The sequence below is a fragment of the Rhizobium sp. SSA_523 genome, assembly GCF_030435705.1.
In the GTDB taxonomy this organism is placed as follows: domain Bacteria; phylum Pseudomonadota; class Alphaproteobacteria; order Rhizobiales; family Rhizobiaceae; genus Neorhizobium.
Genome location: NZ_CP129381.1, coordinates 875981 through 902961, shown reverse-complemented (window position 1 = coordinate 902961; position 26981 = coordinate 875981). Strand labels below are relative to the sequence as shown.

Here is a 26981-nt window from a genome sequence, read left to right as displayed (position 1 = left end):
TGGAACAAGCACGGCGCTCTGTCGTTCCAGCCGGATCATGCAGGCAGACAGGAGACGAATGCGATGACGATGAATGGCAAGGTTGCGCTGGTTACGGGCGCGGGATCCGGCATCGGGCGCGCCACGGCGGTGATGTTGGCCAAAGCCGGTGCCCGCGTCGGGCTCCTCAGCCGCACGAAGGAGGAGATCGAATCCGCAGCCGAGGAAATCCGCTCCGCCGGCGGGGAGGCGATTTCGCTGACTGCTGATGTGTCGGATGAGACCGCCTTGCGCTCTGCCGTGGACGAGCTTGTCCGTCACTTCGGCGGCCTGGATATCTGTGTGGCCAATGCGGGTATCAATGGCGTCTGGGCACCGATCGACGACCTGAAACCCGAGGAATTCGACAAGACCATTGCCGTCAACCTGCGCGGAACCTATCTCACTTTGCACATTGCCGTTCCCCATCTGAAAAAGGCGGGCGGATCGATTGTCATCGTCTCGTCGATCAACGGCAATCGCACATTCACCTCGCCCGGTGCGACGGCCTATTCGGCCACGAAGGCGGCGCAGGTGGCGATCAGCAAGCAATTGGCGCTGGAATTGGGCCGTCATCACATCCGGGTCAACGCGGTGTGCCCCGGAGAGATCGAGACGGAGATCGACGACAACACCAATCGTCGTCATGTCGAGCAGACCAAGATTCCGGTCACTTTTCCTGAAGGCCAGATCCCCGTCAGCGACGGCAAGCCGGGCAAGGCCTCCGATGTCGCGGATGTGATCCTGTTCCTGGCCTCGGACCAGTCCCGCCATGTCACGGGCACGGCGATCTATGTCGATGGCGGGCAGGGCCTTCTGCGCTGATCAGCTCCGTGGTGCGCCGGAGGCCTGGAGACAATGAGGGTGCGACGATGGGGCGGCCAAAAGGGCAGCATCATGCGCCGGATATCCTGACGGTCGCCCAGCATCACCGGTCCATGAAGTCGCGCCACTGCATCTCGCCCATCATGCAGTCAACCTTCGGCTCCGCAGCGATCCGGCGGAAGCGGGCATCCGGTGTTACGCCGCTGACTTCGAGCACCAGCTTGCGCCGCACGGCGGTGGCGAAATCGGCAATGTCATGCACCGGCAGCACGAAGCTGCCTGGCCCGCCAATCACGCAGTCGCCGTAATAGCGATCCAGACCGGTGGCGGTGCCGGATGGCCGCAACATGAGTGCCAGGCCGTTGATGATGATACCGGATTCGACTGCCGTATTGCGCACCGGCTCCACCGGCTGGCCGACATTGTTCGGACCGTCGCCCGATACATCGATCACCTGCCGCATGCCCTGGTAGGCATTGCCCGTCAGCATTTCCGCCCCGAAGGCAATGGCGGCGGAGATAGAGGTCCGCCGTTGCGACTGGATCGGCCGCGCTGCCAGCTTGTCGGCGAAGGCCGCGGCGTCTTCTGCCGTTTCGATGACCTGCCAATCGACCACCGAGCCGCGATCGACCTCGCCGGCCCATTCGAAATAGGTGATGGCGATCTTGCCGATCAGCCCGCCACGCACGGCATTGATGAAATCCGGATGCTGCAGCGCCTGCAGATAGCCCTGGCGCTGCACCCGCATTTCTTCATCATCCATGGAGCGTGACGTGTCGACGGCCAGAACCAGTTCGACGTCCACCTCGCTGCCTGATGTGGCCGCAGCGGCAACCGGCAAGGTGGACAGGGCGGACAGTATTGCAAGCGTGGCGAGCATGACGATTCCACTCACAAGCAGTCTTCGTCACAGAACTGTAACACAGCTTGGACGGACGGCGATGGCGCGATCGCTGCAGCGCTTCACGTTTGGGTGATTGGCCTTAAAGCACCGGGCGCGGCTTGCCCTCATCGTCCAGTGCTACCATGACGAAGACGGCTTCCGTGACCTTCTGCCGCTGCTGCGAATACTGGCGGCGAACCCAGCATTCCACCGCGAGCGTCATCGAGGTCCGTCCGACCTGGATGACACGGGTATAGATGCACAGCGTATCGCCGACCTTGACCGGGTGACGGAAGATCATCTCCTTCATCGCTGCGGTCACGGTGCGGCCTTTGGCGCGTTCCGAAGAGGCGATACCGGCGGCAATATCCATCTGGGCCATGACCCAGCCTCCGAAGATATCGCCGGCAGGATTGGCATCCGCCGGCATGGCCAGGGTCCGCAGCGTCAATTCTCCATTGGGTTCAAGCAGGGATTCGTCCGTCCGCTCGCTCATCCTGTCTCTCCTGCGTCACGTCGTTTCAATCGAATGCGAAAATGGAAGAAGGCAGGCGTTGGGACAAGCCATGCTTGCGCATGGCCGCCTTGCATCCGGGCAGCGACCACGCCCGAGCGCCAAAGCCGGCGGTGCGCTCGGCTAAATGTGGTGTCGTCAGATGCGGGTAAGGTCCGTCGGTCTGTTTTGGAGCATGGCTTCCATCGAGAAGAAGCCGGTGACGGTCGAGAAGTCGAACCCGGTGATAAGCTTCTGATAGAAGGCATCGTAACCGCGCATGCCGCGCGTGACGACTTTGAGCAGATAATCCCAATCGCCGCCAATCCGATAGAAATCGACCACTTCCGGCAGGCGGTCCACATGCTGTCGAAAGCTCTCCGCCCATTCCTTCGAATGGTGGCGGGTGCGGATCATGACGAAGACCGTCAGATCCAGTCCGATGGCGGAAAGCTCCACCTTGGCCTGGGTATGGCCGAGAATGCCCGCCTCCTGAAGCCTCTGGAGCCGGCGCCAGCAGGCGTTCTGCGACAGGCCAACCTCTTCTGCCAGTTCGCGCTGGGAGAGAGACCCATCCCGTTGGAGACAAGTCAGGATACGGCGATCAATTGCGTCGATCGCTTTGACTTCATCGTTCATTTGACCACCATTCCTTACAAAGACGAACAAAATAGGCAATGATTTCACCGCCTGGCAATGATTATCCTAATCCTCACAAAAGAATCGCGAGGGTAACGGCATGACAGGCTCGGCAAGCGGGACGGCGACAGATCATCTCCACAGCTTCTATCAGGGGCTGCTGGCGACCGGAGATCCTATGGCAGCCTTGGAGCAAGGTCTCATCGGCCGCAATGCCGTGGTTGCCGGTCCGTTCGGCCAGAAGCCCCTGGTCTATGCCGATTACGTTGCGTCCGGCCGTGCCGTCATGCAGGTCGAGCAGTTCGTGCTGAATGAGGTGCTGCCTTACTATGCGAACAGCCACACGGAAGCCTCCTTCTGCGGCGGCATGATGACCAGGATGCGCCGCGAGGCCCGGGCTGTGATCGCCCGCTGCTGTGGCGCCGACGAGCGTCACGCGGTCATCTTTGCCGGTGCCGGTGCCACTGCCGGCATCAATCGCCTGGTCAGCCTGCTGGGAGCCGACCAGCCGCGAAGCCGTGTCGTCATCGGCCCCTATGAACATCATTCCAATATCCTGCCCTGGCGGGAAAGCGGCGCCGAAGTGGTCGAGATCAAGGAGGATGCGGCGGGTGGTCCGGACCGCGAGCATCTGGCAGAGGTGCTCGCCCGGTCCGGCGATGTCGACCGCGTCATCTGCAGCTTCTCCGCCGCGTCCAACGTGACGGGAATCGTCTCCGACATTGCGGCGCTGACAAGTATGGTCAAGGAGGCAGGCGCACTGATGGTCTGGGATTATGCCGGCGGCGGGCCCTATCTACCGATCAGCATGGAGCCGGAGCAGGGTGCCGACATCGATGCCATCGTCGTCTCGCCGCACAAGTTCATCGGCGGTCCGGGCGCATCGGGCATCTTGATCGTCCGGCGCGACGCAGTGGTTCGGGACAGGCCGGTCTGGAGCGGCGGCGGCACCGTGCGCTTTGTTTCGGCACAGGGCCATGATTATGCCGCGAGCCTGGAGGCGCGGGAGGAGGCCGGCACGCCCAATGTCGTGGGTGATATTCGCGCGGCGCTCGCTTTCCTCGTCAAGTCGGCCATCGGCATTGAACGGATGGAGACGACCAACCGCCAACTGACGGCGCGTGCCCTATCGGCATGGAGCGCGCATCCGCGCATCCAGTTGCTGGGCCCGGCATCGCCGCAGCGACTGCCGATCTTCTCGTTTCGCCTGCGCGACGGCGCCGGAGGCCATGTGCATCAGCAATTGGTGACGCGGCTTTTGTCCGATTGCTATGGCATCCAGGCGCGCGGCGGCTGCGCCTGTGCCGGCCCCTATGTCCATCGGCTTCTTGAGATCTCGCCGCAGGAATCGGCCCGCATGCGCGATGCCATCCTGTCCGGCGAGGAGATGGAAAAGCCGGGTTTCACAAGGCTGAACCTCTCCGTGCTTCTGCGCCCGGACAAGGTGGACTTCATTTTGGACAGCGTTTGCCGCTTGGCAGACGAGGCCGCCGGTTACCGGTCGCGCTATGGATTCGATGCGGCCCGGGCGATCTTCTTCCCCCAGGCTGCATAAGGATCTCACAAAAGCCCGTGATCGAGTCTCGGAAGGACATAGCGCGAGAAGAGGTCGGCTTCGCGGCTGTGCGGATAGCCTGACAGAATGAACGCTTCGATTCCCTCCGCCTGATAGGCGGCGAGCTTTTTCAGGACCTGGTCGGGGTCGCCGACAATGGCAGCGCCGCAGCCCGAGCGTGCCCGGCCGATGCCGGTCCACAAATTGTCTTCGACATAGCCTTCCTGACTGGCGCTCTCGCGCAATTGCGCCTGGCGGCGGACGCCGACCGATTGGCTGTCGAGTGATTTGGCCCGAATGGCGGCGCCGGTTGCATCGTCAAGCTTTGACAGAAGGCGGTCCGCCGCAAGCCTTGCCTCCTCTTCCGTTTCCCGTACCACGACATGGACGCGGTAGCCGAAACGCAGCGAGCGGCCGCGTCTGGCGGCGCGGGCTTTGAGGTCGGCGATGGTTGCCTTCACCGCGGCAAGCGTGTCCGGCCACATCAGATAGACGTCGGCACCGGCAGCCGCCGCCTCGCGGGCATCTTCGGAAAGGCCGCCGAAATAGAAGAGGGGACATCTTCCGCTGACGGTGCGGATGCGCGGCGGATCGACCTTCAGCGACCAGAAGCTGCCCTGGTGATCGACACTCTCGCCATTGAGCAGACTGCGCAGGATGGCCATTGCCTCGATGGTGCGCGCATAGCGCGGGCCGCTGGCCAGGGTTTCGCCCGGCAGATCGCTGGAAATGATATTGATGGCGAGCCGCCCGCCCGCCATCTGGTCGATCGTGGCGATCTGTCGAGCAAGCTGCGGCGGCCAGGCTTCGCCCATCCGCACTGCCATCAGCAGACGGATACGCTTTGTCAAGGCAGCCATGGCCGCGGCGAAAGCCGTCGTATCGATGCCGAGTGTGTAGCCGGATGGCAGGAGGATATTGTCGAAACCGCCGCTTTCCGCCTGCAGGACGATGTCCCGGCAATGTTCGAAACTTGAAAGGAGTTTGGGATCGGGCACGCCGAGAAATTCGTAATCATCGTCGCAGAGGGCGGAAAACCACGCCACTTCACAGGATCTCGTCATGCGCATCTTCTCCATCGGTTCCGGAGACTGTGCTAGCAGGCCGGCCCGCGCCGGTTAAGAAACGGAAATGCGCGACCCGCATCAAGATTAGAATGGAATTCGCGGATTGCGAGGTGTCGCGGTGCAGCTGACCGAAAAAGTCCGGCCGCTACCGATAGGGCGGCGGCCGGACGGAAGGCGTCAGATCAGCTTTTCCAGCGTGATCGGCAGGTCGCGGACCCGTTTGCCGGTGGCGTGGAAGACGGCATTGGCAATGGCTGGCGCAACACCGACAATTCCGACTTCGCCGACGCCCTTGCCGCCCAGCGCCGAGGCGTTCAGATCGGGTTCTCCGACGGAGATGACTTGAATGTTGGGAATGTCGGCATTTGTGGGGACGAGGTAATCGCCGAAGTTATTGTTGATCGTCCGGCCATTGCGCATATCGATCAGGCCTTCCTCCAGCAGTGCTTGGCCAATGCCCATGATAATACCGCCGCGCCACTGGCTTTCCACCAGTTTCGGGTTGTAGAGCCGGCCGCAGTCGAAGGCGGAGACCATGCGGGAGACACGCACGGTGCCGAAATCCTCATCCACTTCCACTTCCGCAAAGTGAGCGCACCAGCTGTGCATGGAGTAATCGCCCATGGTCGGCCCCTGTACCCGTGCCATGGTGCCCCAGGCCTTCTGCTGATCCTGCGGCGATTGCGCGTCATCGGGCAAGGTATTGCGGCGTATTTCGATGGCCTCCCGGCCCAGAGCCGACATCAACTGGGCAAGGTCCAAAGAGGGGCCGTCCTCGCGCGAGATCGTGATCCGGCCATTCTGGATGGTCAGCGTATTGGCGCCGGTATCCCGGAAGGGCGAACCGGCATGGCTGAGCGCAAGGCCGATCACCTCGTCGCGCGCGGCCTGCGCTGCCTTGTGCACCGCCCCGGTGATGGAGCCTGCCAGCATCGACCCTCCGGCGATGGCCGAGCCGGGGAGGCGGGAATCGCCCAGCAGCACGTCCACCTGCTCGACAGGAACCCCCAGCGCTTCCGATGCGGTCTGCGCCAGGATCGTATAGGTGCCCTGGCCCATATCTATGGAGCCGCTGACGACTTCGACCCGGCCATTGGCCAGGATGCGGATCATCGCCTCGCTCGGCGCGCGAATGACCGGGAAAGTGCCGCAGCCGATCCCCCAGCCCACAAGTTTGCGCCCGTTGCGCATGGACCGCGGCGCATGGCTTCGCCGTGACCAGCCGAACGCCTCTGCGCCTTCGATCAGAGCCTCCCGCAGCCGGCGCGTGGACCAGGGCTTGCCGGATTGGTAGTCATGATCGGCATCGTTCTTCAGGCGAAGCTCCAGGGGGTCCATGTTCAGGGCATGGGCCAGCTCATCCATCGCGCTTTCGATGCCGAAGGCGCTCGGATTCTTGCCCGGTCCGCGCAGGGCGCCCGGACTGACGGTATTGACCGGGACAATGCGGGACTGCGAGGAGAAGTTCTCGACCTTGTAGAGAATAGGCGTCGCGGCGCCGGTCTGTTCGGGGACATCGGCATAGACGGATGTCTCGCTCGCGCCACGATGGATGATGGCCTGCAGGATCCCGTCCCTATTGGCGCCCAATGACAGCCTCTGGCGCGTTGCGGCGCGTCCGCCATAGCTGGTGAAGTTCTGCGGCCGCGTTACGGCAAGCCGCACAGGGCGCCCAAGTTTTCGCGCCGCCGCGGCCGCGACTGCGCCAAAGGCCAGCGGCTGCCCCTTCGATCCGAAGCCGCCACCGATGAAGGGCGAGACGATGCGCACATTGTCCGTCGGCAGCGAGAACCATTCCGCATACATCCGCGCCATGCCGTGCGACCACTGGCTGGGCTCCCAGATGGTCAACTGGTCGCCGTCCCAGGCCGCCGTCAGGCCGTGCGGCTCCATGGCACAATGATATTCGCGGGGCGTGCGGTATTCCCCTTCGATGGTCACTGCGGCGGCGGCCAGAGCGGCATCGGCGTCGCCCCAGGCTGCGCTGAGCTGCTCCAGCAGTTTGCCGTCGCCGGCCTGCGCGTCGTCAAGGCTGGCAATGCCGGGTGTCTCGGCATAGGTGACTGTGATGGCCCTCGCCGCCTCCGCCGCCTGCTCGCGGCTTTCGGCGATCACGGCGGCAATGGTCTCGCCATTGAACTGCACCTTGCGGGGCAGGGCGTGATAGGGGCCATCTTCCGGCGGATTGCCCTGCCAGTCGGCCGAAGCCTTCAAGCCGAGATCATCGTCCGGCGTCAGAACCAGGAGCACGCCCGGCATGGCGCGGGCGCGCTCGGTTTCCACCTTGAGGACCTCTCCGCTGGCGATCGTGCTCTGGACAAGAACCGCATGGGCGAGCGTGTCGAACGGGTATTCGAGCGCATAGGTCGCCTCTCCCGTGACCTTCAGCCGGCCCTCGAAGCGAGACAGTCGGCCGCCGACAGCGCCATCCGCAGCCTGGCCGTGTTTTTGAGGTTGAATGATCGTCATGGACGTTCTCCCAGCTGCGATGTCAGTTGCGGGTTGAGCGCTGTCGCCAGTGTCAGAATGGCACGGGTCACCACACGCGGCATGAGCGCGATCTTGTAGCTGTTGCCGCCGTAAGAGACGGCACTCTCGACGGAGAGACGGCTCGCCGCGTCGATCGTAGCGCGGTCCAACCGCTTGCCCGTCAGCGCCATCGCGATGGCGCTGGCCCGCCACGGCTTTGTGGCGACACCGCCAAGGCCGATGCGAATATCCCGGATCGTCTGCCCGTCCGCTTCGAGCTCCAGGCCGACAGCGGCGCTTGCCGCTGCAAATTCGTAGGACTGGCGATCCCGGACCTTGAGATAGAGCGAATTCCGGGCGGCCGGGGACGATGGAATCGCAATAGCGGTGATCAGTTCGCCGCGCTCCAGCACGGTCTCCCGATCCGGCCGGTCGCCGGGCGTCAGGAAGAAATCGTCGATCGCGATCGTCCGGCGATCGGTTTCGATCACCGCATCGAAGGCTGCGAGTGCCACAGCCAGATCGCCGTGATAGGTGGCGATGCAATGTTCGCTCGTGCCGAGAACGGCGTGATTGCGGGTAACGCCGCCGATGGCCGAACAGCCGGAGCCCGGCTTGCGCTTGTTGCAGGCATCAAAGGTCACCGGGTCGCGGAAATAAGGACAGCGTGTCCTTTGCAAAAGATTGCCGCCGATTCGCGCCATGTTCCGCAACTGGGCGGACGCGGCGAGCGACAGCGACTGTGCGACCGCTGGAAAGCTCTTCAGGATCTCGGGATGATCGGCGACACGGCTCATCGTCGCCAGGGCGCCGATGCGGGCCCCTGTCTCGTCGACCGCGATGGTGTCGAGACCGCTCAGATGGGTGATATCGATCACCGCATTGGGCCGCTCCACGCCGCATTTGGCGAGATCGAGAAGTGTCGTTCCGCCTGCGAGAACGGAAACGCCGTCTTCCTTCATGCGGTCAGCGGCCTCGGCAGCGGAGCCGGCGCGGGAATAGGAGAAATCAAGCATCGTTCATCTCCGCAGCTTCGCGCACGGCCGCGACAATGCTGTTATAGGCTCCGCAACGACAGAGATTTCCGGACATGTATTCGCGGATTTCGTCGTCGGATCCGGCATGTCCCTCGCGGATGCAGGAGACGGCGGACATGATCTGTCCCGGCGTGCAATAGCCGCACTGGAAGGCGTCGTGCTCGATAAAGGCTCGCTGAACCGGGTGCAGATCGCCGCCCTCGGAGGAAAGACCCTCGATCGTGGTGATAGCGTGACCTTCGACCTGGGCTGCCAGCGTCAGGCAGGACAGGACGCGTTTGCCGTCGACATGGCAGGTGCAGGCACCGCATTGTCCCTGGTCGCAGCCCTTTTTCGTGCCGGTCAGTCCGGCATGGTCGCGCAGAGCATCCAGCAGCGTCACCCGCGGCTCGACCTCAAGCGTGTGGGATTTCCCGTTGATGTCGAGGGAAAGCCTTATGGTCCGTGTCATGATAAGCTCCTGCTTCTCGTCACGAAGTCGAATTTTTAGCGAAATTGGCTGGCCACGGAGCGGCCAGGACCTAAATGGCAAGAAAGGGGCTGTGTCGTCTTGGCGGATGACAGGCCTGCCCCTTTGACTTAAGGAGTGCAGGGCACTCCAGATAAACGGAGGCGCCTCCGTTTAAATTAGGGGCTTGCGTGGTTTCGTCAAGTGCCTTTTGTCTGGAGCAGTGATTTGACCACCTCCCCGCCGGGATGCAGGCCGGAAACGCCGAAAGACCAGAAGCCGCGCTTGCGCGCCGATGCACAGCGCAACCGGGACCGATTGGCTGCGGTTGCGGCAGAGGCTTTTTCCGAAAACGGGTCCGGCGCCTCCCTGGAAGATATCGCGCGTCGGGCAGGGGTCGGCATCGGCACGCTTTATCGCCATTTTCCCACCCGCGAACATCTGGTCGAAGTCGTGTACCGGAGGGAACTGGAGCTTCTGTCGATTGCCGCCGACGAGCTCTCCCATCGGGAGGCGTCCGACAAGGCGCTGGAGGAATGGATGCATCGCTTCGTGAGCTATATGGCGACCAAGCGCGGCATGGCGAGCAGCCTGAAACTGCTGGTGACCTCCAATTCCTGCATGTTCACCGATGGCGCCGCTCTCTTGCGCAACGCGCTCAACGACCTGCTGCAGAAAGCCGTGGCCGACGGCACGGTGCGCAGCGATATGGAAACGGAAGACGTGCTGCACGCCTTGTCGAGCATCTACTCGATCCCGGACACGCCCGAATGGCGCAAACGTGCGCACCGGCTGATCGATCTCCTGATGGACGGGTTGCGCCGCCCGAAGCTTGGCTGAGGAAGCCTATAGAACCTGTTCATAGGCAATGACATCGAGCATTGCCTGTTGTGCGGCCTGCTCATCGCCCTGTTCGATCGCCGTGACGAGCGCGCGGTGCAGCAGCAGAGCCGGACGCAGATCCGCCTCATCCGGATGGTTGACGGGCTTGAGATAGGCGAAGGCGTGCGACAGCTCGATCACCCCGTTCAAGCCGCGGATGAAGGGGTTGCGGGAGGCTTCCGCGACAAGCCTGTGCAATTCGAAGTCGGCAAGGCTGAAAGCGCTGGCCTGATCCAGGCTGGTCTCCATCTGCTGAACCCAATAGCGCATCAGGCGGACCTGTTCCGAACTGCGGCGATGCGCGGCATGGGCGGCGCCGAGCGGCTCCAGCGATCGGCGAACCTCGCCGAGACCGGTCAGGAAGTCGCGATCCGGCGGCGCTGTCAGATGCCAAGCCAGAACCTGCGGATCATAGATGTTCCAACGGCTTTTCTTGGCGACTTTCGTGCCGACCTTCGGCCGTGCTTCCAGCAGGCCTTTGGCCTCCAGGGTCTTCAGCGCCTCCCGCAAGACGGTGCGCGAGACACCGAATTCGTCCATGAGCGCAGCGTCATTGGGAAGCGTTCCGCCAATTGCAAAGCGGCCCGATACGACGCCGGCGCCGATTTCATGGATCACGCGCGACTGGAAATTGCGGGCTGCAGTTCGCTCGGTAAGGGAGCGAAGAAGGCTCCCCGGTTCGATCATGCGGGGGCTTTCCTCATCCTCGGTCGCCGTCCCTGTGCCGAAAATACCAGCTTCTGCAGCAGGATAAACATGAAGAGGAGCAGACCGATGGCGATCTTCGTCCACCAGCTGGACAAGGTTCCGTCAAAGACGATGTAGGTCTGGACGAGGCCCTGCAACATGACGCCGATAAGGGTCCCAAAGATAAAACCATAGCCGCCCGTCAACAAAGTCCCGCCGATCACGACGGCCGCAATAGCATCGAGTTCCATGCCGACCGCTGCAAGCGGATAGCCGGAGGATGTGTAGAGGGAATAGACGATACCGGCAAGCCCGCCAAGAAACGAAGCAAGCGCGTAGATGCCGATCGTCGTGCGGGCAACCGGCACGCCCATCAGGGCGGCGGAGGTCGGGTTTCCGCCCAATGCATAGACATAGGAGCCGAAGCGGGTCTTGTGGGCGATCAGCCCTCCCACCAGGAAGACGGCGAGCATCAGAAGGCCGATGGCGCTGAGACGTCCGCCGCCCGGCAGGCGGATAAAGAGGCTGGAAATGGTCCGGTAGACCTCGTGATCGATCGGGATCGAATCCTGGGTCAGGATCGATGCAAGGCCGCGGGCCATGAACATGCCGGCAAGCGTCACGATGAAGGGCGGCACGCGCAGGAAGTGGATGGCCGATCCCATGGCCGCACCGAAGGCGGCACAGACGGTCAGGACGGTGGTGAAGGCGACGAACGGATGCAGGCCGAGTTTCGTGATCAGGACGGCCGAGAGGACGCCGGCAAGGCCGACCACGGCGCCGACGGACAGGTCTATGCCGCCGGATATGATGACGAAGGTGGCGCCGACGGCGGCAATGCCGAGAAAGGCATTGTCGGTCAGGAAATTGCCGAGCACGCGTGTCGACCACATCGTCGGATACTGCCAGATGCAGATGGCATAGGCGACGATGAAGATGATGGTGGTGGCGGCCAGCGGGCGGTAACGCGGGTTCATCTCACTTGCCTCCTGACCGGATGCGGCTGAAGCGCCGGCTAACGAGCTCGGCGATACGATCGGACTGCATCAACAGGATGAGAATGATGACGCTGGCCTTGACGATGAGGTTGAATTCCGGCGGCAGGCCGGAGACGAGAATGCCGGTGTTCATCGCCTGGATGATCATGGCGCCGAGGACCGACATGGGGATGGAGAATCGGCCTCCCATCAGCGAGGTTCCACCGATGACCACCGCCAGGATGGCGTCGAGTTCCAGCCAGAGGCCGGCATTATTGGCATCGGCGCCGCGAATATCGGCAGCGGCAATCACGCCCGCCAGTCCGGCGCAGAAGCCACCGAAGGCGTAGAGCGACAGAATGACCGTTCGCGTTCGCAGGCCCGTATAAGTGGCCGCAGACAGATTGGTACCGATCGCCTCGACAAACAGGCCGATCGCGGTGCGCCGCATGATGAGATGCGCGCTGACCATCAAGACAAGCGCGATGACCGCCGGCATGGGCAGACCGAACAGCGAGCCGGTGCCGACAAAGATCAATGCCGGATCGGAAAAGGTGACGATCGATCCTTCCGTGATCAACTGCGCGACGCCGCGTCCGGCGACCATCAGCACCAAGGTGGCGACGAAGGGCTGGATGCCGAGAAGCGCCACCAATGCGCCGTTCCAGAGACCGCAGGCAATCCCGACGAGAAGGGCAGCCGCCAGCGTGACGATCAGCGAGTGGCCGGCGACCGCGAAGGTGGCGGCGACGGCACCGGAGACCGCCATGACCGCGCCGACCGACAGATCCACGCCGCGCGTCGCAATGATTGCCGTCATGCCGACTGCAAGAATGGCGACCGGCGCGCCGCGATTGATCACGTCGATCAGGCTGCCGAACAGCCGGCCGTCCTGCCAGGTGACGTTGAAGAAGCCGGGGAATGCCAGCCAGTTGAGGATGAGGATACAGGCCAGTGCCAGAAGCTGAGGCTTGGCAAGGTCATTCAGGCTCAAGCGTCTCATGCCGGGATCTCCTCGGTCTGGCCGGCAATGGTCTGAACGATCCTGGAGGGCGTGATGTCGGAACCTTCCAGCTCGGCCACCATGGCCCGGTCGCGCATGACCACCACGCGCGAGGAATAGCTGACGATTTCGTCCAGCTCCGAGGAGATGACCACCAGCGCCAGACCGTCTTCCCGCAACCGGCTGATCATCCGCACGATTTCCGCATGGGCGCCGACATCGATGCCGCGGGTCGGCTCGTCGAGGATCAGGAAGCGTGGATCGGTCGCCAGCCAGCGCGCCAGAATGACCTTCTGCTGGTTGCCGCCGGATAGAAGCTTGACCGGCAGGTCGGCCGAGGCCGTCCGGATATCGAGCGCCTCGATGAAATTGCCGGCGATTTCCATCTGTTCGTCGTGATTGAGCGCGCGGAACCAGCCGAGCCGGGCCTGCATGGCGATCACGATATTCTCGCGCACGGAAAGCTCGCCGAAAATGCCGTCGGCCTTGCGGTCCTCCGGACAGAAGCCGAAACCGAGTTCCACGGCGTCACGTGCCGAGCGCACCACCCGCTCTTGCCCGTCAATGTGCAGGCCGCCGCTATCGGCCACGTCGATGCCAAACATCAACCTCGCCATTTCCGTGCGGCCCGAGCCGAGAAGGCCAGCAACGCCGATGACTTCGCCCTTGCGGATGTCGAGATCGAGCGGCTGCACCTTGCCGGTCAGGCCAAGCCCGCGCACCGACATCAGCGTTTCGCCGCCTTCGGCCGTTCCCTCGATTGCCGTATGGTGATGCGGAACGAGATCCTTGCCGAGCATCATGCGCACGAGGCCGGTGCGATCCAGCCCGTCGATTTCTTCGGTGCCGATCAGCGCCCCATTGCGAAGGACCGTGACCCTGTCGGACAATTCGAACACCTGGTCCAGGAAATGCGTGATGAAAACGATGGCGAGACCCCGCGCCTTGAGGCTGCGAATGGTCTCGAAGAGTTTCGTGACTTCGTGCCGGTCGAGACTTGCCGTCGGCTCGTCGAGGATCAGCACCTTGCCGGACAGTTCGACAGCGCGGGCAATCGCGACGATCTGCTGCACGGCGACGGAATGCGTCGAGAGTTCCGAGCGGACATCGAGATCAAGGCCGTAGCGAGCCAGCACTTCGCGCGCCATCTCGTCGGTCGCCCGGCGATTGACCATTCCATAGGCGCTCGGCTGGCGGCCAATGAACAGATTGTCGCTGACGGTCATGTTGGGCAGCAGGTTCACCTCCTGGTAGACCGTGCCGATGCCGAGCGACTGCGCCTGTTGCGGTGTCGTGAAGGAGACCGGTTGCCCGTCGAGCGAAATCGTGCCGCCATCCGGTGTGTAAGCGCCGGTCAGGATCTTGATCAGCGTGGATTTGCCTGCGCCGTTCTCGCCCAGCAGCGCGTGGATCTCGCCCCGCCGCAAGCTGATGTCGACACCTTTCAGCGCCGCATGATTGCCGAAAGTCTTGGTGATGCCTCGGGCTTCGAGCACCACCTCCTGGTCAATTGCCATTGTTCGTCAAATCCACCCGTCAGGACCATTCATCATGCCGCTCATCGCAAGCAGGGCCGCCCGCCCGGCGGCCGCAGAGCAGGAAACGGAGCCGCGCTGTGCGGCTCCGCTCCCGTCATGCCTCAGTAGCCGAGGCCTTTGCGGCGCTCATACTCACCCTTCGGATCATCGGAGGGCGTATAGAGCTTGGACTCGGTGATGATGAATTTTTCAGGCTCCTTGCCGGAGGCCTTGAAGACATCGAGCGCATCGAAAGCCGGGCCGGCCATGTTCGGCGTGAGCTCGACAGTCGCATTGGCCTCGCCGTTCATCATGGCCGCGAAGATGTCCGGAACGGCATCGATCGAGACGACCAGAATGTCGGTACCGGGCTTCAGGCCGGCATCCTTGATCGACTGGATGGCGCCAACGGCCATATCGTCATTATGGGCATACATGGCGCAGATGTCCTTGCCGCCATTTTCAGCCTTCAGGAAGCCTTCCATGACTTCCTTGCCCTTGGAACGGGTGAAGTCGCCGGTCTGGCTGCGCACGATGCTGATGTTCTTGTGCCCGGCAATGGCTTCCTCGAAGCCCTTCTTGCGGTTGATGGCCGGGGTCGAGCCAACGGTGCCCTGCAGTTCCACAACGCGGCACTGCTTGTCACCGACCTGCTTGGCAAGCCATTCACCGGCCACGCGACCTTCCTTGACCTGGTCAGAGGCGACCGAGGTCAGGTAGAGATCCTGCGGAGCATCGACGCCGCGGTCGAGCAGAACCACCGGGATCTTGGCTTCCTTGGCTTCCTTCAAGACTTCTTCCCAGCCCGTCGCAACCACCGGCGCGACGAGGATGGCATCGACGCCCTGCGCGATGAAGCCGCGGATCGCCTTGATCTGGTTTTCCTGCTTCTGCTGCGCATCGGCGAACTTCAGCGTAATGCCGCGCTTCTCGGCTTCCTGCTTGGTGACCGAGGTTTCAGCCGCACGCCAGCCGGATTCCGACCCGATCTGCGAGAAGCCGACCGTCATGTCGGCAGCGGATGCTGCAGTGCAGCACAGCGCGATCATGCTTGCGCTCAGCGCAAGCCTGCGTAAACTATTCATGGTGTCCTCCCTGAAAAGACGCCGCCTCCACGGCGCCTGGCATTAGTACTACTATTGCCTCACAGCCTTGTAAAGGCAAAAAGTACGATTTTATATTGTGCATCGCAGCATAGCGCATGCGAAGCGGCCCTTCTATTCTCGAGGCCGGATGTAGATCCGGCAAAAGCAGGGCTGGAAATGCCAAGAGCAATCTTGAGCCGCGTCAAGCTCCCTTAAGTTTCGTCAAGTCGCGTGGACCCGCGTCGGAGAGCAGGATGTGGGTTTCGAAGGCGACGATACGGTCGAGCCTGCTGCGCTCGGGTGTGAGAGCCTTGAGCGCAAGCCGCGCGGCGGTTTCGCCGATCTGGCGCCGCGGAGATTGCGAGGTCGCAATTCGCACGGGCAGTGACTGCGCGATTTCGAGGCCGTTGAACCCGGCGATGAGGATCTTTTCCGGAACGGCCATGCCCAGTTCCATACAGGCGAAGGCGCCGCCGGCCGCCATGTCGTCATTGGAATAATAGAGGCAATCGAGGTCCTTCTGCCGTTCGAGCAGTCGCCGGGTGAGCGTCTTGCCGAGACTGATCGAGGAGAGATCGGGGTCGGTTTCCTCCGCCAGCCAGTGGAGACCCGCCGCGGCAAGGCTTTCCTCAAAACCCTGTCTGCGCTTGCCGGCTCTCAGGTCCCGGCCTGTTCCGCAGCCGATATAGCCGAAGCGGCGTCTGCCGGCCGCCAGCAGCGCCTGGGCTATGTCCCGGCCCGCCGCTGTATGGGACAGGCCGACACCGAATTCGATCGGTTCGCCATCGAGATCCATGATCTGGACGATCGGTGTTTCAGCCTGGCGCAGCAGCCGGGTCGTGCGCTCCGGCTGGTCGAGACCCGTCACGATCATCGCGGCAGGGCGCCAGGACAACATGGCGCGGATGACGTCATGCTCCTTTTCCACATCATATTCAGACAGTCCGAACACTGCCTGCATCCCGCTTCCCTCGAGCGCAGTGCTGATGCCTGCCAGAACCTCCGGGAAAACGACATTGGCCATGGTCGGCACGACGACGCCGATCAGATTGGTTCGCCGTGACGAGAGGGAAAGCGCCAGCTGGTTTCCGACATAGCCGATGCGCTCCGCCGCTTCGCGCACCTTGCGCAAGCTTTCCGGCGAGACATCCGGTGCGCCGCGCAAGGCCCGTGAGGCGGTCATTTTGCTCACGCCTGCAGCCGCGGCCACCTGTTCCAGGGTCGGTTTGTGCATGCCCTGCCTTCTTCAATCTCGAGGCGGATCGAGTGGCCGGAAGACGCGTAAGCCGCGCAAGCTGTGTTGACAGATCCCGTCCATTGATCCTACGTTACCGATACCGGTATCGATACCACAGGCGTCGAGGCCGGTCACAGGGAAATGTTGCGCAGCGACCAGAGGGAGGAATGGGAGTGGCGTCAACCAGAACTGCAACAGTGATCGGCCTCGGGTCGATGGGCTGGGGCGCAGCCGTATCGCTGCTTCGGGCAGGCTTCACGGTGCGCGGCGTCGATATCCGTCACGATGTGCTGGATCGTTTCCGCGCGGCCGGCGGCGAAGCTTACGAGAGCGCCGGGCAGGCGCCGGCAAGCGAGGTCGTTTTCGTTTTCGTCGTCAATTCGGATCAGGCAAACAGCGTGCTGTTTGGCCCAGGCGGTGCACTTGAGGCGGCGGGGTCGGGCACGGTGTTTCTGCTCTGCGTGACAATGGCGCCGAGCGTCACCATGGAAATTGCCGGACGCCTGGCTCAGACGGGCATGCGGGTCATCGATGCTCCGGTGTCAGGGGGGCATCTGAAGGCGCTGTCTGGTGAGATGACCATCATGGGCTCCGGTGCCGCCGAGGCTTTCGACCTGGCCGCGCCGGCGCTCGATGCGGTTGCGAGCAAGGTCTTCCGGCTGGGAGAGGAAATCGGTCTCGGCTCCAAGGTCAAGATGATCAACCAGTTGCTGGCTGGCGTGCACATTGCCGCAACCGCCGAAGCTCTGACGCTTGCCGCCAAGGCCGGCCTGGACCTCCAGACTGTCTTCGATGTGATTTCGGTGTCGGCCGGCGCTTCCTGGATGTTTACCAATCGGGGACCGCATATCGTCCATGGCGATTACGAGCCGCGCTCGGCGGTGGATATCTTCGTCAAGGATCTTGGCATCGTTCTGTCGGAAGCGGCAGGGCAGGGAGCGGCAACGCCACTGAGCGCCGCAGCTCTTGCCCTGTTCAAGGATGCCGCAGATCAGGGTCTGGGGCGGGAAGACGATGCCGCTGTGGCCAAGATTCTGGCGGGCCGGAGCGGTGTGCGGCTCCCGGGCATGGAGTAGGCGATGAGCATTGTCCTTGGCGCCATTGCCGATGATTTTACGGGCGCGACGGATCTTGCCGGCCTTTTGGCGCGCAGCGGCGTTCCGGTTGGCTTGCGCATGGGACTGCCGCAGCCGGAGGAAACAGCCGAGGCGCCGTCGCCAATCGAGATTGTTGCCCTGAAGATCCGCACGCAGCCTGTCGAGCAGGCCATCGACGAGGCAAGGCAGGCTCTGCGCTGGCTGCGGCAGCAGGGCGCCACCCGCATCTACTGGAAATATTGCTCGACCTTCGACAGTACGCCTGCCGGCAATATCGGGCCGGTTGCCGAGGCCCTGATGGCCGATCTCGAGGCGGCGCAGACGATCTATTGCCCGGCCTTTCCCGAAAATGGGCGAAGCATTTTCATGGGCCATCTTTTCGTTGGCGAGCAACCGCTGGATGAAAGCCCGATGAAGGATCATCCGCTGACGCCGATGCGGGATTCAAGCCTTTTACGGCTGCTGGCGCCGCAGGTGCAGGGTCGGGTCGGGCTCGCAAATCGCCATGCGGTGGCCGCGGGCGTCGAGGCATTGCGTGGCCGGCTCGCGGATCTGAAGACGCAGGGCGTTGCGCATGTGATCGTCGATGCTGTGGCTGACAGCGATCTGGACACCATTGCCGCTGCTGTCGCTGACTGGCCGCTGATCACCGGTGGCAGCGCTCTCGCTTCTCCCCTGCCGCATCTGCTGCAGGCCGCCGGAGCACTGCCGGCCGGCGGGCGGATGCCTGCCGCCGCGCGCACACCGCCGACCGGGGGGCGGCTGGTCCTGTCCGGCAGTTGTTCGGCCATGACGCGGTCGCAGGTGGCGGAATTTTGCCGCCATGCCGCCAGTTTCCGGCTTGATCCCCTGCGTCTGGCCGAGCAAGGCACCGATGAAGCCCGACGCTGGCTGGACGACCAGGACCCGGAAAGCCCGAAGATCATATTCGCGACTGCGGAACCGGAGGAAGTTCGCGCGGCTCAGCAGCAACTGGGGGCCGGAAGGGCTGGCGACCTGGTCGAGGATGCTCTGGCTGATCTTGCCAAGCACGCGCTGCAAGTCGGGGTGCGCCGGTTCGTCATCGCAGGGGGCGAGACATCCGGCGCGGTGACCCGCGCCCTGGCGGTTCGCCGACTGCAGGTCGGGCGGGAGATCGCGCCGGGTGTCCCCTGGACCTATGCCCTGGCGGGCGGCGCCCCCATTGCCCTGGCCCTGAAATCCGGAAATTTTGGCCGCGAAACCTTTTTTGCCGATGCTTTCGAGGCGTTGGAGGCAGGATGAGCGAGGAGGCACGGCTACGCGAGGATATCTGCCGCATGGCGCGATCGCTTTTCGATCGCGGCCTCACCGGTGGCTCATCCGGCAATATCTCCGCCAGGCTTTCGGACGGCCGACTGCTGGTGACGCCGACCGGCAGTTCCTTCGGATTGCTGGATCCCGCCAGGCTCTCGCTGTTCGACGGCGAGGGTCGCCTGGTGGGCGGCGACAGTCCGACCAAGGAAATGCCTCTCCACCAGGCCTTCTACGAGACGCGTCCGGCGAGAACAGGGGCCGTGGTGCACCTCCATTCCTGCCATTCCGTTGCGCTCTCAATGCTTCCGGATGTCGATCCGGACAATATGCTGCCGCCGCTGACGGCCTATTCGATCATGAAACTGGGCAAGGTGAAGCTGCTTCCCTTCTTCATTCCGGGCGATCCGGCCATGGGCGATGCCATTCGAGGCCTGGCTGGCAAGCGGTCTGCGGTCATGCTGGCCAATCACGGTCCGGTTGTTGCGGCCAAGGACCTGCATGCGGCGGTCTATGCGGTCGAGGAATTGGAGGAAACCGCAAAGCTCGCGCTACTAACCCGTGGCCTGCAGCCGCGCCTGTTATCGCAAGAGCAAGTTGGTGACATCGTCCGCCGCTTTGACGTGGAGTGGGACTGATCATGACCCTGTTCTCCGCCAATCTCGGTTTTCTCTGGCAGGAGCTTCCGCTGCCCGATGCCATCCGCGCCGCGAGAAAAGCCGGCTTCGATGCCGTGGAATGCCATTGGCCCTATGCCGTTCCCGCGGTGGAGGTGCGGCGTGCACTGGATGAAACGGGCCTGGCAATGCTTGGGCTGAACACTGTCCGGGGACATGTTGCGGATGGCGACAATGGGTTGAGCGCCCTGCCGGATCGCATCGACGAGGCTCGCGCGGCAATCCGCCAGGCGATCGCCTATGCCGAAGCGATCGGAACGCCAAACATCCATGTCATGGCCGGAAAGGCTGAAGGCGATGCCGCCCGACAGGTCTTTGTCGACAATCTCGCCTATGCCTGCGATCTGGCCGAAGCCTGTGGCAAGACCATTCTGATCGAGCCGCTCAATCCTTACGACGCGCCGGGTTACTTCCTGGCTTCGAGCGCCCAGGCTTGCGAGATCATCGGCGCCATCGGCAAGCCGAATCTGAAGCTGATGTTCGACTGCTACCACATTCAGATCATTGAGGGCGACCTGACCCGCCGCCTGGAGCAGCTTATGCCGATCATCGGGCATATCCAGATCGCCGCCGTCCCCTCCCGCGCCGAGCCGGACAGCGGCGAAGTGGATTACCGGCATATCCTTAAGATGGTGGCGAGGCTTGGCTACAGCGCACCGATCGGCGCTGAATACCGGCCGCAGGGCGCGGTGGAAGCCGGGCTTGGCTGGATGGCGGTGCTGCGATGATTGCCGCCCCTCTGGCTACTGCGCTGCAGCGACGAATCCCCGTTGACCGCTCCGGGAGCGCTTGCTACGAACCTATCCGGTGGTCTGTCCAGCAGACCAGTTGCGCTCAGTTGCGCGGTCGGAACTGGCGGGCAAGGCAAGGATGGCGGGGCATGAAGACCGACGGCATTCTGACACATGTACCCGCATTGGGTGGGGCCATAAGCCGCCACACCGCGCGCGACATTGTTGCCGACAAACTGACCACGCTGATTGCCACCGGAATGCTGCAGCCCGGCGACGAACTGCCGGGCGAGCGCGATCTGGCGCATGTCCTCAATGTCAGCCGGGAGACGGTGCGCGGCGCAATCCACATTCTCGCCGGCAAAGGTTTCATTGAAGTCTCGCAGGGCAGCCGCAGCCGCGTCGCCAAGGTTGATCTCAGCGATCTGCCGATCACCATCACCACCTCCGGCGCCATCGACCGCTACGATCTGGATGCCGTGCATGAGGCGCGCCTGCTAGTCGAACTGGATGTCGTGGCGCAGGCGGTGGACGGCATCGACGAGGCAACGCTTGAAAAGCTCGATGCGCTTCTGGAGACCCAGCGGCGCCTTGGCAATGATACAATGCGCTTCCTGATCTGCGACCGGGAATTTCACCTGGCCATCTACCGCGCCTGCTGCAATCCCTTGCTGAGGGATTTCGTCATCGATCTCTATGGTTACCTCATGGATCACCGCCGTCAGGCGATGGCCGTGCCGGGTGCCACGCAAAACAGCTATGACGACCATGTGGCCATCGTCAGCGCGCTTCGCCGGCGCGACAAGGCGAAGGTCGTGGACGCTTTCAAATCTCATCTGACGCGTATCTACGAGACGACGCGGGCCATGCGGGAATCGCCGCCGCTTGAAAGGCGAGGCGACCGCTAGACGGCATGTGAATTCAGGAACTGGACGGATAACGGCAGGGAGGAAGGCCGGAATGCATGTCTTGGTAATCGGCGCCGCGGGTATGGTGGGGCGCAAACTGGTGGAAAGACTGGCAAGCGAGCCGCAGGCGCTTCACGGCGAGATCACGCGCCTGACGCTGGCCGACGCCTTCGAACCGCCAGTGCCCTCTGCACTCCGGGCGATCACGACAACACAGACGGTGGATCTTTCGGCGCCCGGCACGGCTGAGGGCCTGATCCGTGGCCGGCCGGATCTTGTCGTGCATCTCGCAGCCGTCGTATCAGGCGAGGCCGAGGCGGATTTCGACAAGGGCTACGCGGTCAATCTGGATGGAAGCCGGATGCTGTTTGATGCCATCCGGCAGGAAGGGCTGCGCGACGCCTATTGCCCCCGCGTCATTTTCGCCTCCTCCATTGCCGTCTTCGGCGCACCCTTCCGCGAGGTCATCGCCGAGGATTTCTTCACCACACCCCTGACCAGCTACGGCACGCAGAAAGCCATCTGCGAATTGCTGCTGGCCGATTACACGCGCCGCGGCATTTTCGATGGTGTCGGACTGCGCCTGCCCACCATTTGCGTGCGCCCGGGAACGCCCAACAAGGCCGCCTCCGGCTTCTTTTCCAATATTCTCCGTGAGCCGCTATCGGGCAGGGAGGCCATTCTTCCGGTGTCGGAGGATGTGCGTCACTGGTTTGCCAGTCCGCGTGCGGCGGTCGGCTTCTTTCTGCACGCGGCGAGCATGGATACGAGCCTGATCGGCCCGCGGCGCAACCTCACAATGCCGGGGCTTTCGGCGCTGGTCGGCGAGGAGATCGAGGCGCTGCGCCGGGTTGCGGGCGACAAGGCCGTCTCGCTGATCCGCCGCCAGACTGACCCGGTGATCGAGAAGATCGTGGCGGGCTGGCCGACCAATTTCGATGCCGGCCGCGCCGAGAGCCTTGGCTTCAAGGCGGAAAAGACCTTCGACGACATCATACGCATCCATATCGAGGATGAACTGGGAGGGTCGCTGCCATGACCGAAGCCGGCGGGACAAATCGCATCGCCCTCGTCACCGGCGGCGGTACCGGAGTGGGTAAAGCCATCGCGACGGCACTGGCTGAAGCCGGTTACCGCGTCATCATTTCCGGGCGCCGGGCACCCGTTCTGGAAGAGGCTGCCGCCGCCATTCCGGCGGGAGCCGGGGGATCGGTCGAAGCCATTGCCGCCGATGTCGGGGATCCGGCCTCCGTCAGGAGCCTGTTCGAGGCGATCGTCGAGCGCCATGGACGGCTGGATCTGCTTGTCAACAATGCCGGCATGAGTGCACCGGGCGTCGCCCTGGAGGATGTCACCTTCGAGCAGTGGAATGCCGTTGTCAGCGCCAATCTGACCGGCGCCTTTCTCTGCACGCAGGCGGCTTTCAGGATCATGAAGGCGCAAAGCCCCCGCGGCGGGCGGATCATCAACAATGGCTCGATCTCGGCGACCACGCCGCGTCCGAATTCCTCGCCTTATACGGCGACCAAGCATGCGATAACCGGCCTGACGAAATCGACGGCGCTCGATGGCCGCGATTTCGATATCGCCTGCGGCCAGATCGATATCGGCAATGCCGGGACCGACATGACAAAGCGGATAGCAACAGGGGTTATCCAGGCCAACGGGTCGATCGCGGCCGAACCGACGATCGATCCGATGCATATTGCCAATGCCGTCGTCTACATGGCGAGCCTGCCGCTTGACGCCAATGTTTTGACGATGACCGTGATGGCGACGAAAATGCCTTTTGTCGGCCGCGGTTAGCGGCCGGGACTGCCGCTCGGCGGCGATGCAGCGGTGTTGAGGAGCCCGCAGCATCGGCGATGAGCAAGCGACAGACAATCTGGATTGCACTCTGGGAGGAGACGCATGGCCACTGTTCAATTCGCCGAGGTGAAGAAATCCTTCGGCGCCTTTCCGGTCATCAAGGGGGTCAGCATCGACATCCAGGATGGCGAATTCGTCATCCTCGTCGGTCCGTCGGGATGCGGCAAGTCCACCCTGTTGCGCATGCTCGCAGGGCTGGAAAACATTTCCGGCGGCGAAATCCGGATCGGCGGCAGGACGGTCAACAACCTTCCACCCAAGGAACGCGACATTGCCATGGTCTTCCAGAATTATGCGCTCTATCCGCATATGACAGTGGCCAAGAACATGGCATTCTCGCTGATGCTCGGTTCGGCTCCGCAGGCCGAGATCGACAAGCGGGTCAATTACGCGGCGGGCATATTGGGGCTCACCAACCTGCTGGATCGCTATCCGCGGCAATTGTCCGGCGGCCAGCGGCAGCGCGTTGCCATGGGCCGAGCCATTGTGCGCGATCCGCAGGTCTTTCTGTTCGACGAGCCGCTCTCCAATCTCGACGCGAAGCTGCGCGTTGCCATGCGCGCCGAGATCAAGGAATTGCACCACCGGCTGAAGACCACGACGGTCTATGTGACGCATGACCAGATCGAAGCCATGACCATGGCGGACAAGATCGTCGTCATGCATGATGGCCGCGTCGAGCAGGTGGGAACGCCGCTCGAGCTCTATGACCATCCCAACAATCTTTTCGTCGCCGGCTTCATCGGCTCGCCCGCCATGAACATGATCAAGGGCAGGCTCGATGGCGAAAATCCGGCGATCTTCGTGGCGAGCGACGGCACGCGCCTGCCGCTCGGCAAGGCCTATCCGTCGGCCGTCGGCAAGGCTCTCGTCTATGGTCTTCGGCCCGAATACATCCGCCTGCAGCCGAACGGCTTCCTGGCGGAAGTCGTGGTGATCGAACCGACCGGCTACGAGACGCAGATTGTCGTTAATTTCGGCGGTTCGGAAATGACATGCGTGTTCCGCGAGCGGGTCGAGGTGCGGCCCGGCGAAACCATCTCGATCGAGATCGATCCCGTCAATGTTCATCTCTTCGACGAGGCAAGCGGAGAAAGGCTCAAGGGCTGACCCGCTGAGGCAAATCGCAGGTTGCAGGCGGAAGAGGAGCCGCCCTGCAATTCGCGGTCATCGAAGGTGAAAAGCCGGCATCCGCCGCTCGGGACAGCGGCTGCCTTTCAATCCAGGGTCCCGATTTTGGAGGAGGAAGATCATGACCATCAAGAGAAGAACTTTCCTGGCCGGAACGGCGGGGCTTGTGGGTGCATCCGGTCTGACCGGAATGGGCCTGCGGCCAAGCTTTGCGGCGGAGCCGATGTACAAGCCCGAACAGGGAGCGAGCCTGCGCCTGCTGCGCTGGACGCCCTTCGTCAAGGGCGACGAGGAAGCCTGGCTTGCCAACACCAAGAAGTTCACCGAGGCAACGGGTGTCGAGGTGCGGGTGGACAAGGAGAGCTGGGAGGATATCCGTCCCAAGGCCGCCGTTGCCGCCAATGTCGGTTCCGGTCCGGACCTCGTCATGTGCTGGTTCGACGATGCGCATCAATATCCCGACAAGCTGGTCGACCTGACGGATCTCGGAACCTATCTCGAAGGCAAATATGGCGGCTTCTATGACGGCCTGAAGGGCTATGCCACCCGCGACAACAAGTTCATCGCCATGCCGCTGACGGCGATCGGCAATGCGGTGGTCTATCGCGACAGCCACATGAAGGCAGCCGGCTTCAGCGAGTTCCCGAAGGATACGGCCGGTTTCCTGGAGCTGACCAAGGCGATGAAGGCGAAGGGCACGCCCGCCGGCTTCCCGCATGGCAAGGCTGTCGGTGACGGCAACAATTATGCCCATTGGCTGCTCTGGAGCCATGGCGGCATGATGGTGGACGAGAGCGGCAAAGTGGCCATCAACTCGCCCGAAACGCTGGCCGCGCTCAAATATGCCAAGGATCTGTACGCGACCTTCATTCCCGGCACGGAAAGCTGGCTCGACATCAACAATAACCGCGCCTTCCTGGCCGGACAGGTATCGCTGACGGCCAATGGCGTCTCGATCTATTATGCGGCGAAAAACGATCCGAAGCTTGCCGAGATCGCCGAGGACATGCGCAGCACGAACTTCCCCGTCGGTCCGGTGGGCAAGAGCGTGGAGCTGCATCAGACGAGTTCGATGCTGCTGTTCAAGCACACCAAATATCCCGAAGCCGCCAAGGCCTACATCAAGTTCATGATGGAAGCCGAACAGATGAATGCGTGGATCAAGGGATCCAGCGCCTATTGCTGCCAGCCGCTGAAGGCCTTTGCCAGCAATCCGGTCTGGACGGAAAATCCGATCCACGCGCCTTACGCCAAGGCGTCCGAGACGCTGCGTCCGAATGGTTATGCCGGCCCGCTCGGCTACGCCTCGGCGGCGGTGATGGCGGATTACGTCCTGGTCGACATGTTCGCATCCGCGGTGACGGGTGCGGCAACGCCGGAGGATGCGATGGCACAGGCCGAAAAGCGCGCCAACCGCTATTACCGGGTCTGATCCGGCCGAAGAAAGAACCGGAGTGCGGCAGGCTGTGCCTGGCCGCGCTCCTGCCCCGTCCCATTGCCCGGAGCTTGGATGTCCATGAGCTTGACACCCCAGACGGATACCGCCTTGCCGGAGCGATCGCTCTGGTCGAGGATGACCAACAATCGAGACGTCCTCGGCATTCTTTTCATGCTGCCGGCGGCCGTCTTTCTCCTGTTCTTCCTGACCTATCCGCTTGGTCTCGGGGTCTGGCTCGGCTTTACCGATACGCGCATCGGCCGCGACGGCGTGTTCATCGGGCTGGAGAATTACGAATTCCTCTGGGACGACAGCGTCTTCTGGCTGTCCGTCTTCAACACCATCCTCTACACCGTTGTCGCTTCGGTGCTGAAATTCGCCCTTGGCCTCTGGCTGGCGCTCTTGCTGAACCAGTATCTGCCGTTCAAGTCGTTTTTCCGGGCCATCGTGCTTCTGCCTTGGGTCGTGCCCACGGTCCTTTCGGCACTGGCCTTCTGGTGGATCTACGATTCGCAGTTTTCCATCGTGTCCTGGTCGCTGATGGAGATGGGCATCATCGATGCGCCGATCAATTTCCTGGGCGATCCCAATACCGCGCGGGCCTCCGTCATCGCCGCCAATGTCTGGCGCGGCATTCCCTTTGTCGCGATTTCCCTGCTGGCGGGCCTGCAGACGATTCCGGCTTCGCTGCAGGAAGCCGCCTCGCTCGACGGCGCCACCAGCTGGCAGCGCTTCCGCTACGTGACGCTTCCGATGCTGACGCCGATCATCGCCGTGGTGATGACCTTCTCGGTGCTGTTCACTTTTACCGATTTCCAGCTGATCTACGTGCTGACCAAGGGCGGGCCGGTCAATGCCACCCATCTGATGGCCACTCTGTCCTTCCAGCGCGGCATTCCCGGCGGGCAGCTTGGCGAGGGCGCGGCCATCGCCGTCGCCATGATCCCCTTCCTGCTTGCAGCAATCATGTTCTCCTTCTTCGGTCTGCAGCGCCGCAAATGGCAGCAGGGGGGAGGCGACTGAGATGGAGCCCGCC

The 26981-nt window shown here is 62.9% G+C and carries 26 protein-coding genes; 13 read left to right on the top strand and 13 right to left on the bottom strand.

All coding sequences use genetic code 11. The features are described 5' to 3' along the window. Positions 1-63 precede the first annotated feature (63 nt). Positions 64-843, top strand: coding sequence for an SDR family oxidoreductase (locus QTJ18_RS05400; RefSeq protein ID WP_252753038.1), 780 nt, complete (start codon positions 64-66; stop codon positions 841-843). 103 nt (positions 844-946) lie between these two features. On the opposite strand, the gene QTJ18_RS05395 is transcribed toward QTJ18_RS05400, so the two are convergent. The 3 genes from QTJ18_RS05395 to QTJ18_RS05385 form a co-directional block, all read right to left on the bottom strand. Next, entirely contained in the window at positions 947-1723 is a 777-nt protein-coding gene (locus QTJ18_RS05395; RefSeq protein ID WP_252753308.1) for a DUF1194 domain-containing protein, read from the bottom strand. Between the two features lie 103 nt (positions 1724-1826). Beyond that, positions 1827-2222 carry an acyl-CoA thioesterase gene (locus QTJ18_RS05390; protein ID WP_252753039.1) on the bottom strand — a complete coding sequence of 132 codons (396 nt, stop codon included), beginning with the start codon at positions 2220-2222 and terminating at the stop codon, positions 1827-1829. 156 nt (positions 2223-2378) lie between these two features. Then, positions 2379-2858, bottom strand: coding sequence for an Lrp/AsnC family transcriptional regulator (locus QTJ18_RS05385; protein ID WP_252753040.1), 480 nt, complete (start codon positions 2856-2858; stop codon positions 2379-2381). A 100-nt stretch (positions 2859-2958) separates the two neighbouring features. Here QTJ18_RS05385 and QTJ18_RS05380 point away from each other — a divergent pair, with 100 nt between their 5' ends. Further along, positions 2959-4413, top strand: a complete 1455-nt coding sequence (locus QTJ18_RS05380) for an aminotransferase class V-fold PLP-dependent enzyme (protein ID WP_252753041.1) — start codon at positions 2959-2961, stop codon at positions 4411-4413. Between the two features lie 5 nt (positions 4414-4418). Here QTJ18_RS05380 and QTJ18_RS05375 read toward each other — a convergent pair whose 3' ends face one another. The 4 genes from QTJ18_RS05375 to QTJ18_RS05360 form a co-directional block, all read right to left on the bottom strand. Continuing rightward, positions 4419-5477, bottom strand: a complete 1059-nt coding sequence (locus QTJ18_RS05375) for an LLM class flavin-dependent oxidoreductase (protein WP_252753042.1) — start codon at positions 5475-5477, stop codon at positions 4419-4421. Between the two features lie 180 nt (positions 5478-5657). Continuing rightward, positions 5658-7949 (bottom strand): xanthine dehydrogenase family protein molybdopterin-binding subunit, encoded by a 2292-nt coding sequence (locus QTJ18_RS05370; protein ID WP_252753043.1) that lies wholly within the window; start codon positions 7947-7949, stop codon positions 5658-5660. Continuing rightward, complete coding sequence (locus QTJ18_RS05365) at positions 7946-8965, bottom strand: FAD binding domain-containing protein (protein WP_252753044.1); 1020 nt, start codon at positions 8963-8965, stop codon at positions 7946-7948. The genes QTJ18_RS05370 and QTJ18_RS05365 overlap by 4 nt, the downstream gene beginning before the upstream one ends. Next, the gene (locus QTJ18_RS05360; RefSeq protein WP_252753045.1) at positions 8958-9437 is read right to left on the bottom strand and encodes a (2Fe-2S)-binding protein; all 480 of its coding nucleotides are present in this window, start codon (positions 9435-9437) and stop codon (positions 8958-8960) included. Before QTJ18_RS05360 ends, QTJ18_RS05365 begins: the two co-directional genes overlap by 8 nt. A gap of 225 nt (positions 9438-9662) precedes the next feature. Here QTJ18_RS05360 and QTJ18_RS05355 point away from each other — a divergent pair, with 225 nt between their 5' ends. Continuing rightward, positions 9663-10274 (top strand): TetR/AcrR family transcriptional regulator, encoded by a 612-nt coding sequence (locus QTJ18_RS05355; protein WP_252753046.1) that lies wholly within the window; start codon positions 9663-9665, stop codon positions 10272-10274. A 6-nt stretch (positions 10275-10280) separates the two neighbouring features. On the opposite strand, the gene QTJ18_RS05350 is transcribed toward QTJ18_RS05355, so the two are convergent. From QTJ18_RS05350 to QTJ18_RS05325, 6 genes are all read right to left on the bottom strand, one after another. After that, on the bottom strand, positions 10281-11003 hold the full coding sequence (locus QTJ18_RS05350) for a FadR/GntR family transcriptional regulator (RefSeq protein WP_252753047.1): 723 nt from the start codon (positions 11001-11003) through the stop codon (positions 10281-10283). After that, positions 11000-11980 (bottom strand): galactofuranose ABC transporter, permease protein YjfF, encoded by a 981-nt coding sequence (gene yjfF, locus QTJ18_RS05345; protein ID WP_252753048.1) that lies wholly within the window; start codon positions 11978-11980, stop codon positions 11000-11002. Before yjfF ends, QTJ18_RS05350 begins: the two co-directional genes overlap by 4 nt. Before the next feature lies 1 nt (position 11981). Further along, positions 11982-12983 carry an ABC transporter permease gene (locus QTJ18_RS05340; protein ID WP_252753049.1) on the bottom strand — a complete coding sequence of 334 codons (1002 nt, stop codon included), beginning with the start codon at positions 12981-12983 and terminating at the stop codon, positions 11982-11984. Next, a complete protein-coding gene (locus QTJ18_RS05335) occupies positions 12980-14500 on the bottom strand; it encodes a sugar ABC transporter ATP-binding protein (protein ID WP_252753050.1) in 1521 nt (506 codons plus the stop codon). Before QTJ18_RS05335 ends, QTJ18_RS05340 begins: the two co-directional genes overlap by 4 nt. Positions 14501-14622: 122 nt before the next feature. After that, positions 14623-15585, bottom strand: coding sequence for a galactofuranose ABC transporter, galactofuranose-binding protein YtfQ (gene ytfQ, locus QTJ18_RS05330; RefSeq protein ID WP_252753051.1), 963 nt, complete (start codon positions 15583-15585; stop codon positions 14623-14625). A 202-nt stretch (positions 15586-15787) separates the two neighbouring features. Next, positions 15788-16819: a LacI family DNA-binding transcriptional regulator gene (locus QTJ18_RS05325; RefSeq protein WP_252753052.1), complete on the bottom strand. Its 1032-nt coding sequence runs from the start codon at positions 16817-16819 to the stop codon at positions 15788-15790. Between the two features lie 170 nt (positions 16820-16989). Here QTJ18_RS05325 and ltnD point away from each other — a divergent pair, with 170 nt between their 5' ends. The 10 genes from ltnD (at position 16990) to QTJ18_RS05275 (ending at position 26968) form a co-directional block, all read left to right on the top strand. Beyond that, entirely contained in the window at positions 16990-17898 is a 909-nt protein-coding gene (ltnD, locus tag QTJ18_RS05320; RefSeq protein ID WP_301557744.1) for an L-threonate dehydrogenase, read from the top strand. A 3-nt stretch (positions 17899-17901) separates the two neighbouring features. Beyond that, a complete protein-coding gene (gene otnK / locus QTJ18_RS05315) occupies positions 17902-19182 on the top strand; it encodes a 3-oxo-tetronate kinase (protein WP_252753054.1) in 1281 nt (426 codons plus the stop codon). After that, positions 19179-19829: a 3-oxo-tetronate 4-phosphate decarboxylase gene (gene otnC, locus QTJ18_RS05310; protein ID WP_252753055.1), complete on the top strand. Its 651-nt coding sequence runs from the start codon at positions 19179-19181 to the stop codon at positions 19827-19829. The genes otnK and otnC overlap by 4 nt, the downstream gene beginning before the upstream one ends. A 2-nt stretch (positions 19830-19831) precedes the next feature. After that, positions 19832-20596, top strand: a complete 765-nt coding sequence (locus tag QTJ18_RS05305; protein WP_252753056.1) for a hydroxypyruvate isomerase family protein — start codon at positions 19832-19834, stop codon at positions 20594-20596. A 152-nt stretch (positions 20597-20748) separates the two neighbouring features. Further along, positions 20749-21507, top strand: coding sequence for a FadR/GntR family transcriptional regulator (locus QTJ18_RS05300; protein ID WP_252753057.1), 759 nt, complete (start codon positions 20749-20751; stop codon positions 21505-21507). 52 nt (positions 21508-21559) lie between these two features. After that, positions 21560-22546 (top strand): D-erythronate dehydrogenase, encoded by a 987-nt coding sequence (gene denD, locus QTJ18_RS05295; RefSeq protein ID WP_252753058.1) that lies wholly within the window; start codon positions 21560-21562, stop codon positions 22544-22546. Continuing rightward, positions 22543-23313 (top strand): SDR family oxidoreductase, encoded by a 771-nt coding sequence (locus QTJ18_RS05290; RefSeq protein WP_252753059.1) that lies wholly within the window; start codon positions 22543-22545, stop codon positions 23311-23313. Before denD ends, QTJ18_RS05290 begins: the two co-directional genes overlap by 4 nt. 105 nt (positions 23314-23418) lie before the next feature. Continuing rightward, positions 23419-24486 carry an ABC transporter ATP-binding protein gene (locus QTJ18_RS05285; RefSeq protein WP_252753060.1) on the top strand — a complete coding sequence of 356 codons (1068 nt, stop codon included), beginning with the start codon at positions 23419-23421 and terminating at the stop codon, positions 24484-24486. Between the two features lie 142 nt (positions 24487-24628). After that, a complete protein-coding gene (locus tag QTJ18_RS05280) occupies positions 24629-25939 on the top strand; it encodes an ABC transporter substrate-binding protein (RefSeq protein WP_252753061.1) in 1311 nt (436 codons plus the stop codon). Between the two features lie 84 nt (positions 25940-26023). Further along, entirely contained in the window at positions 26024-26968 is a 945-nt protein-coding gene (locus tag QTJ18_RS05275) for a carbohydrate ABC transporter permease (RefSeq protein ID WP_489667209.1), read from the top strand. The last annotated feature ends 13 nt before the right edge of the window (positions 26969-26981 follow it).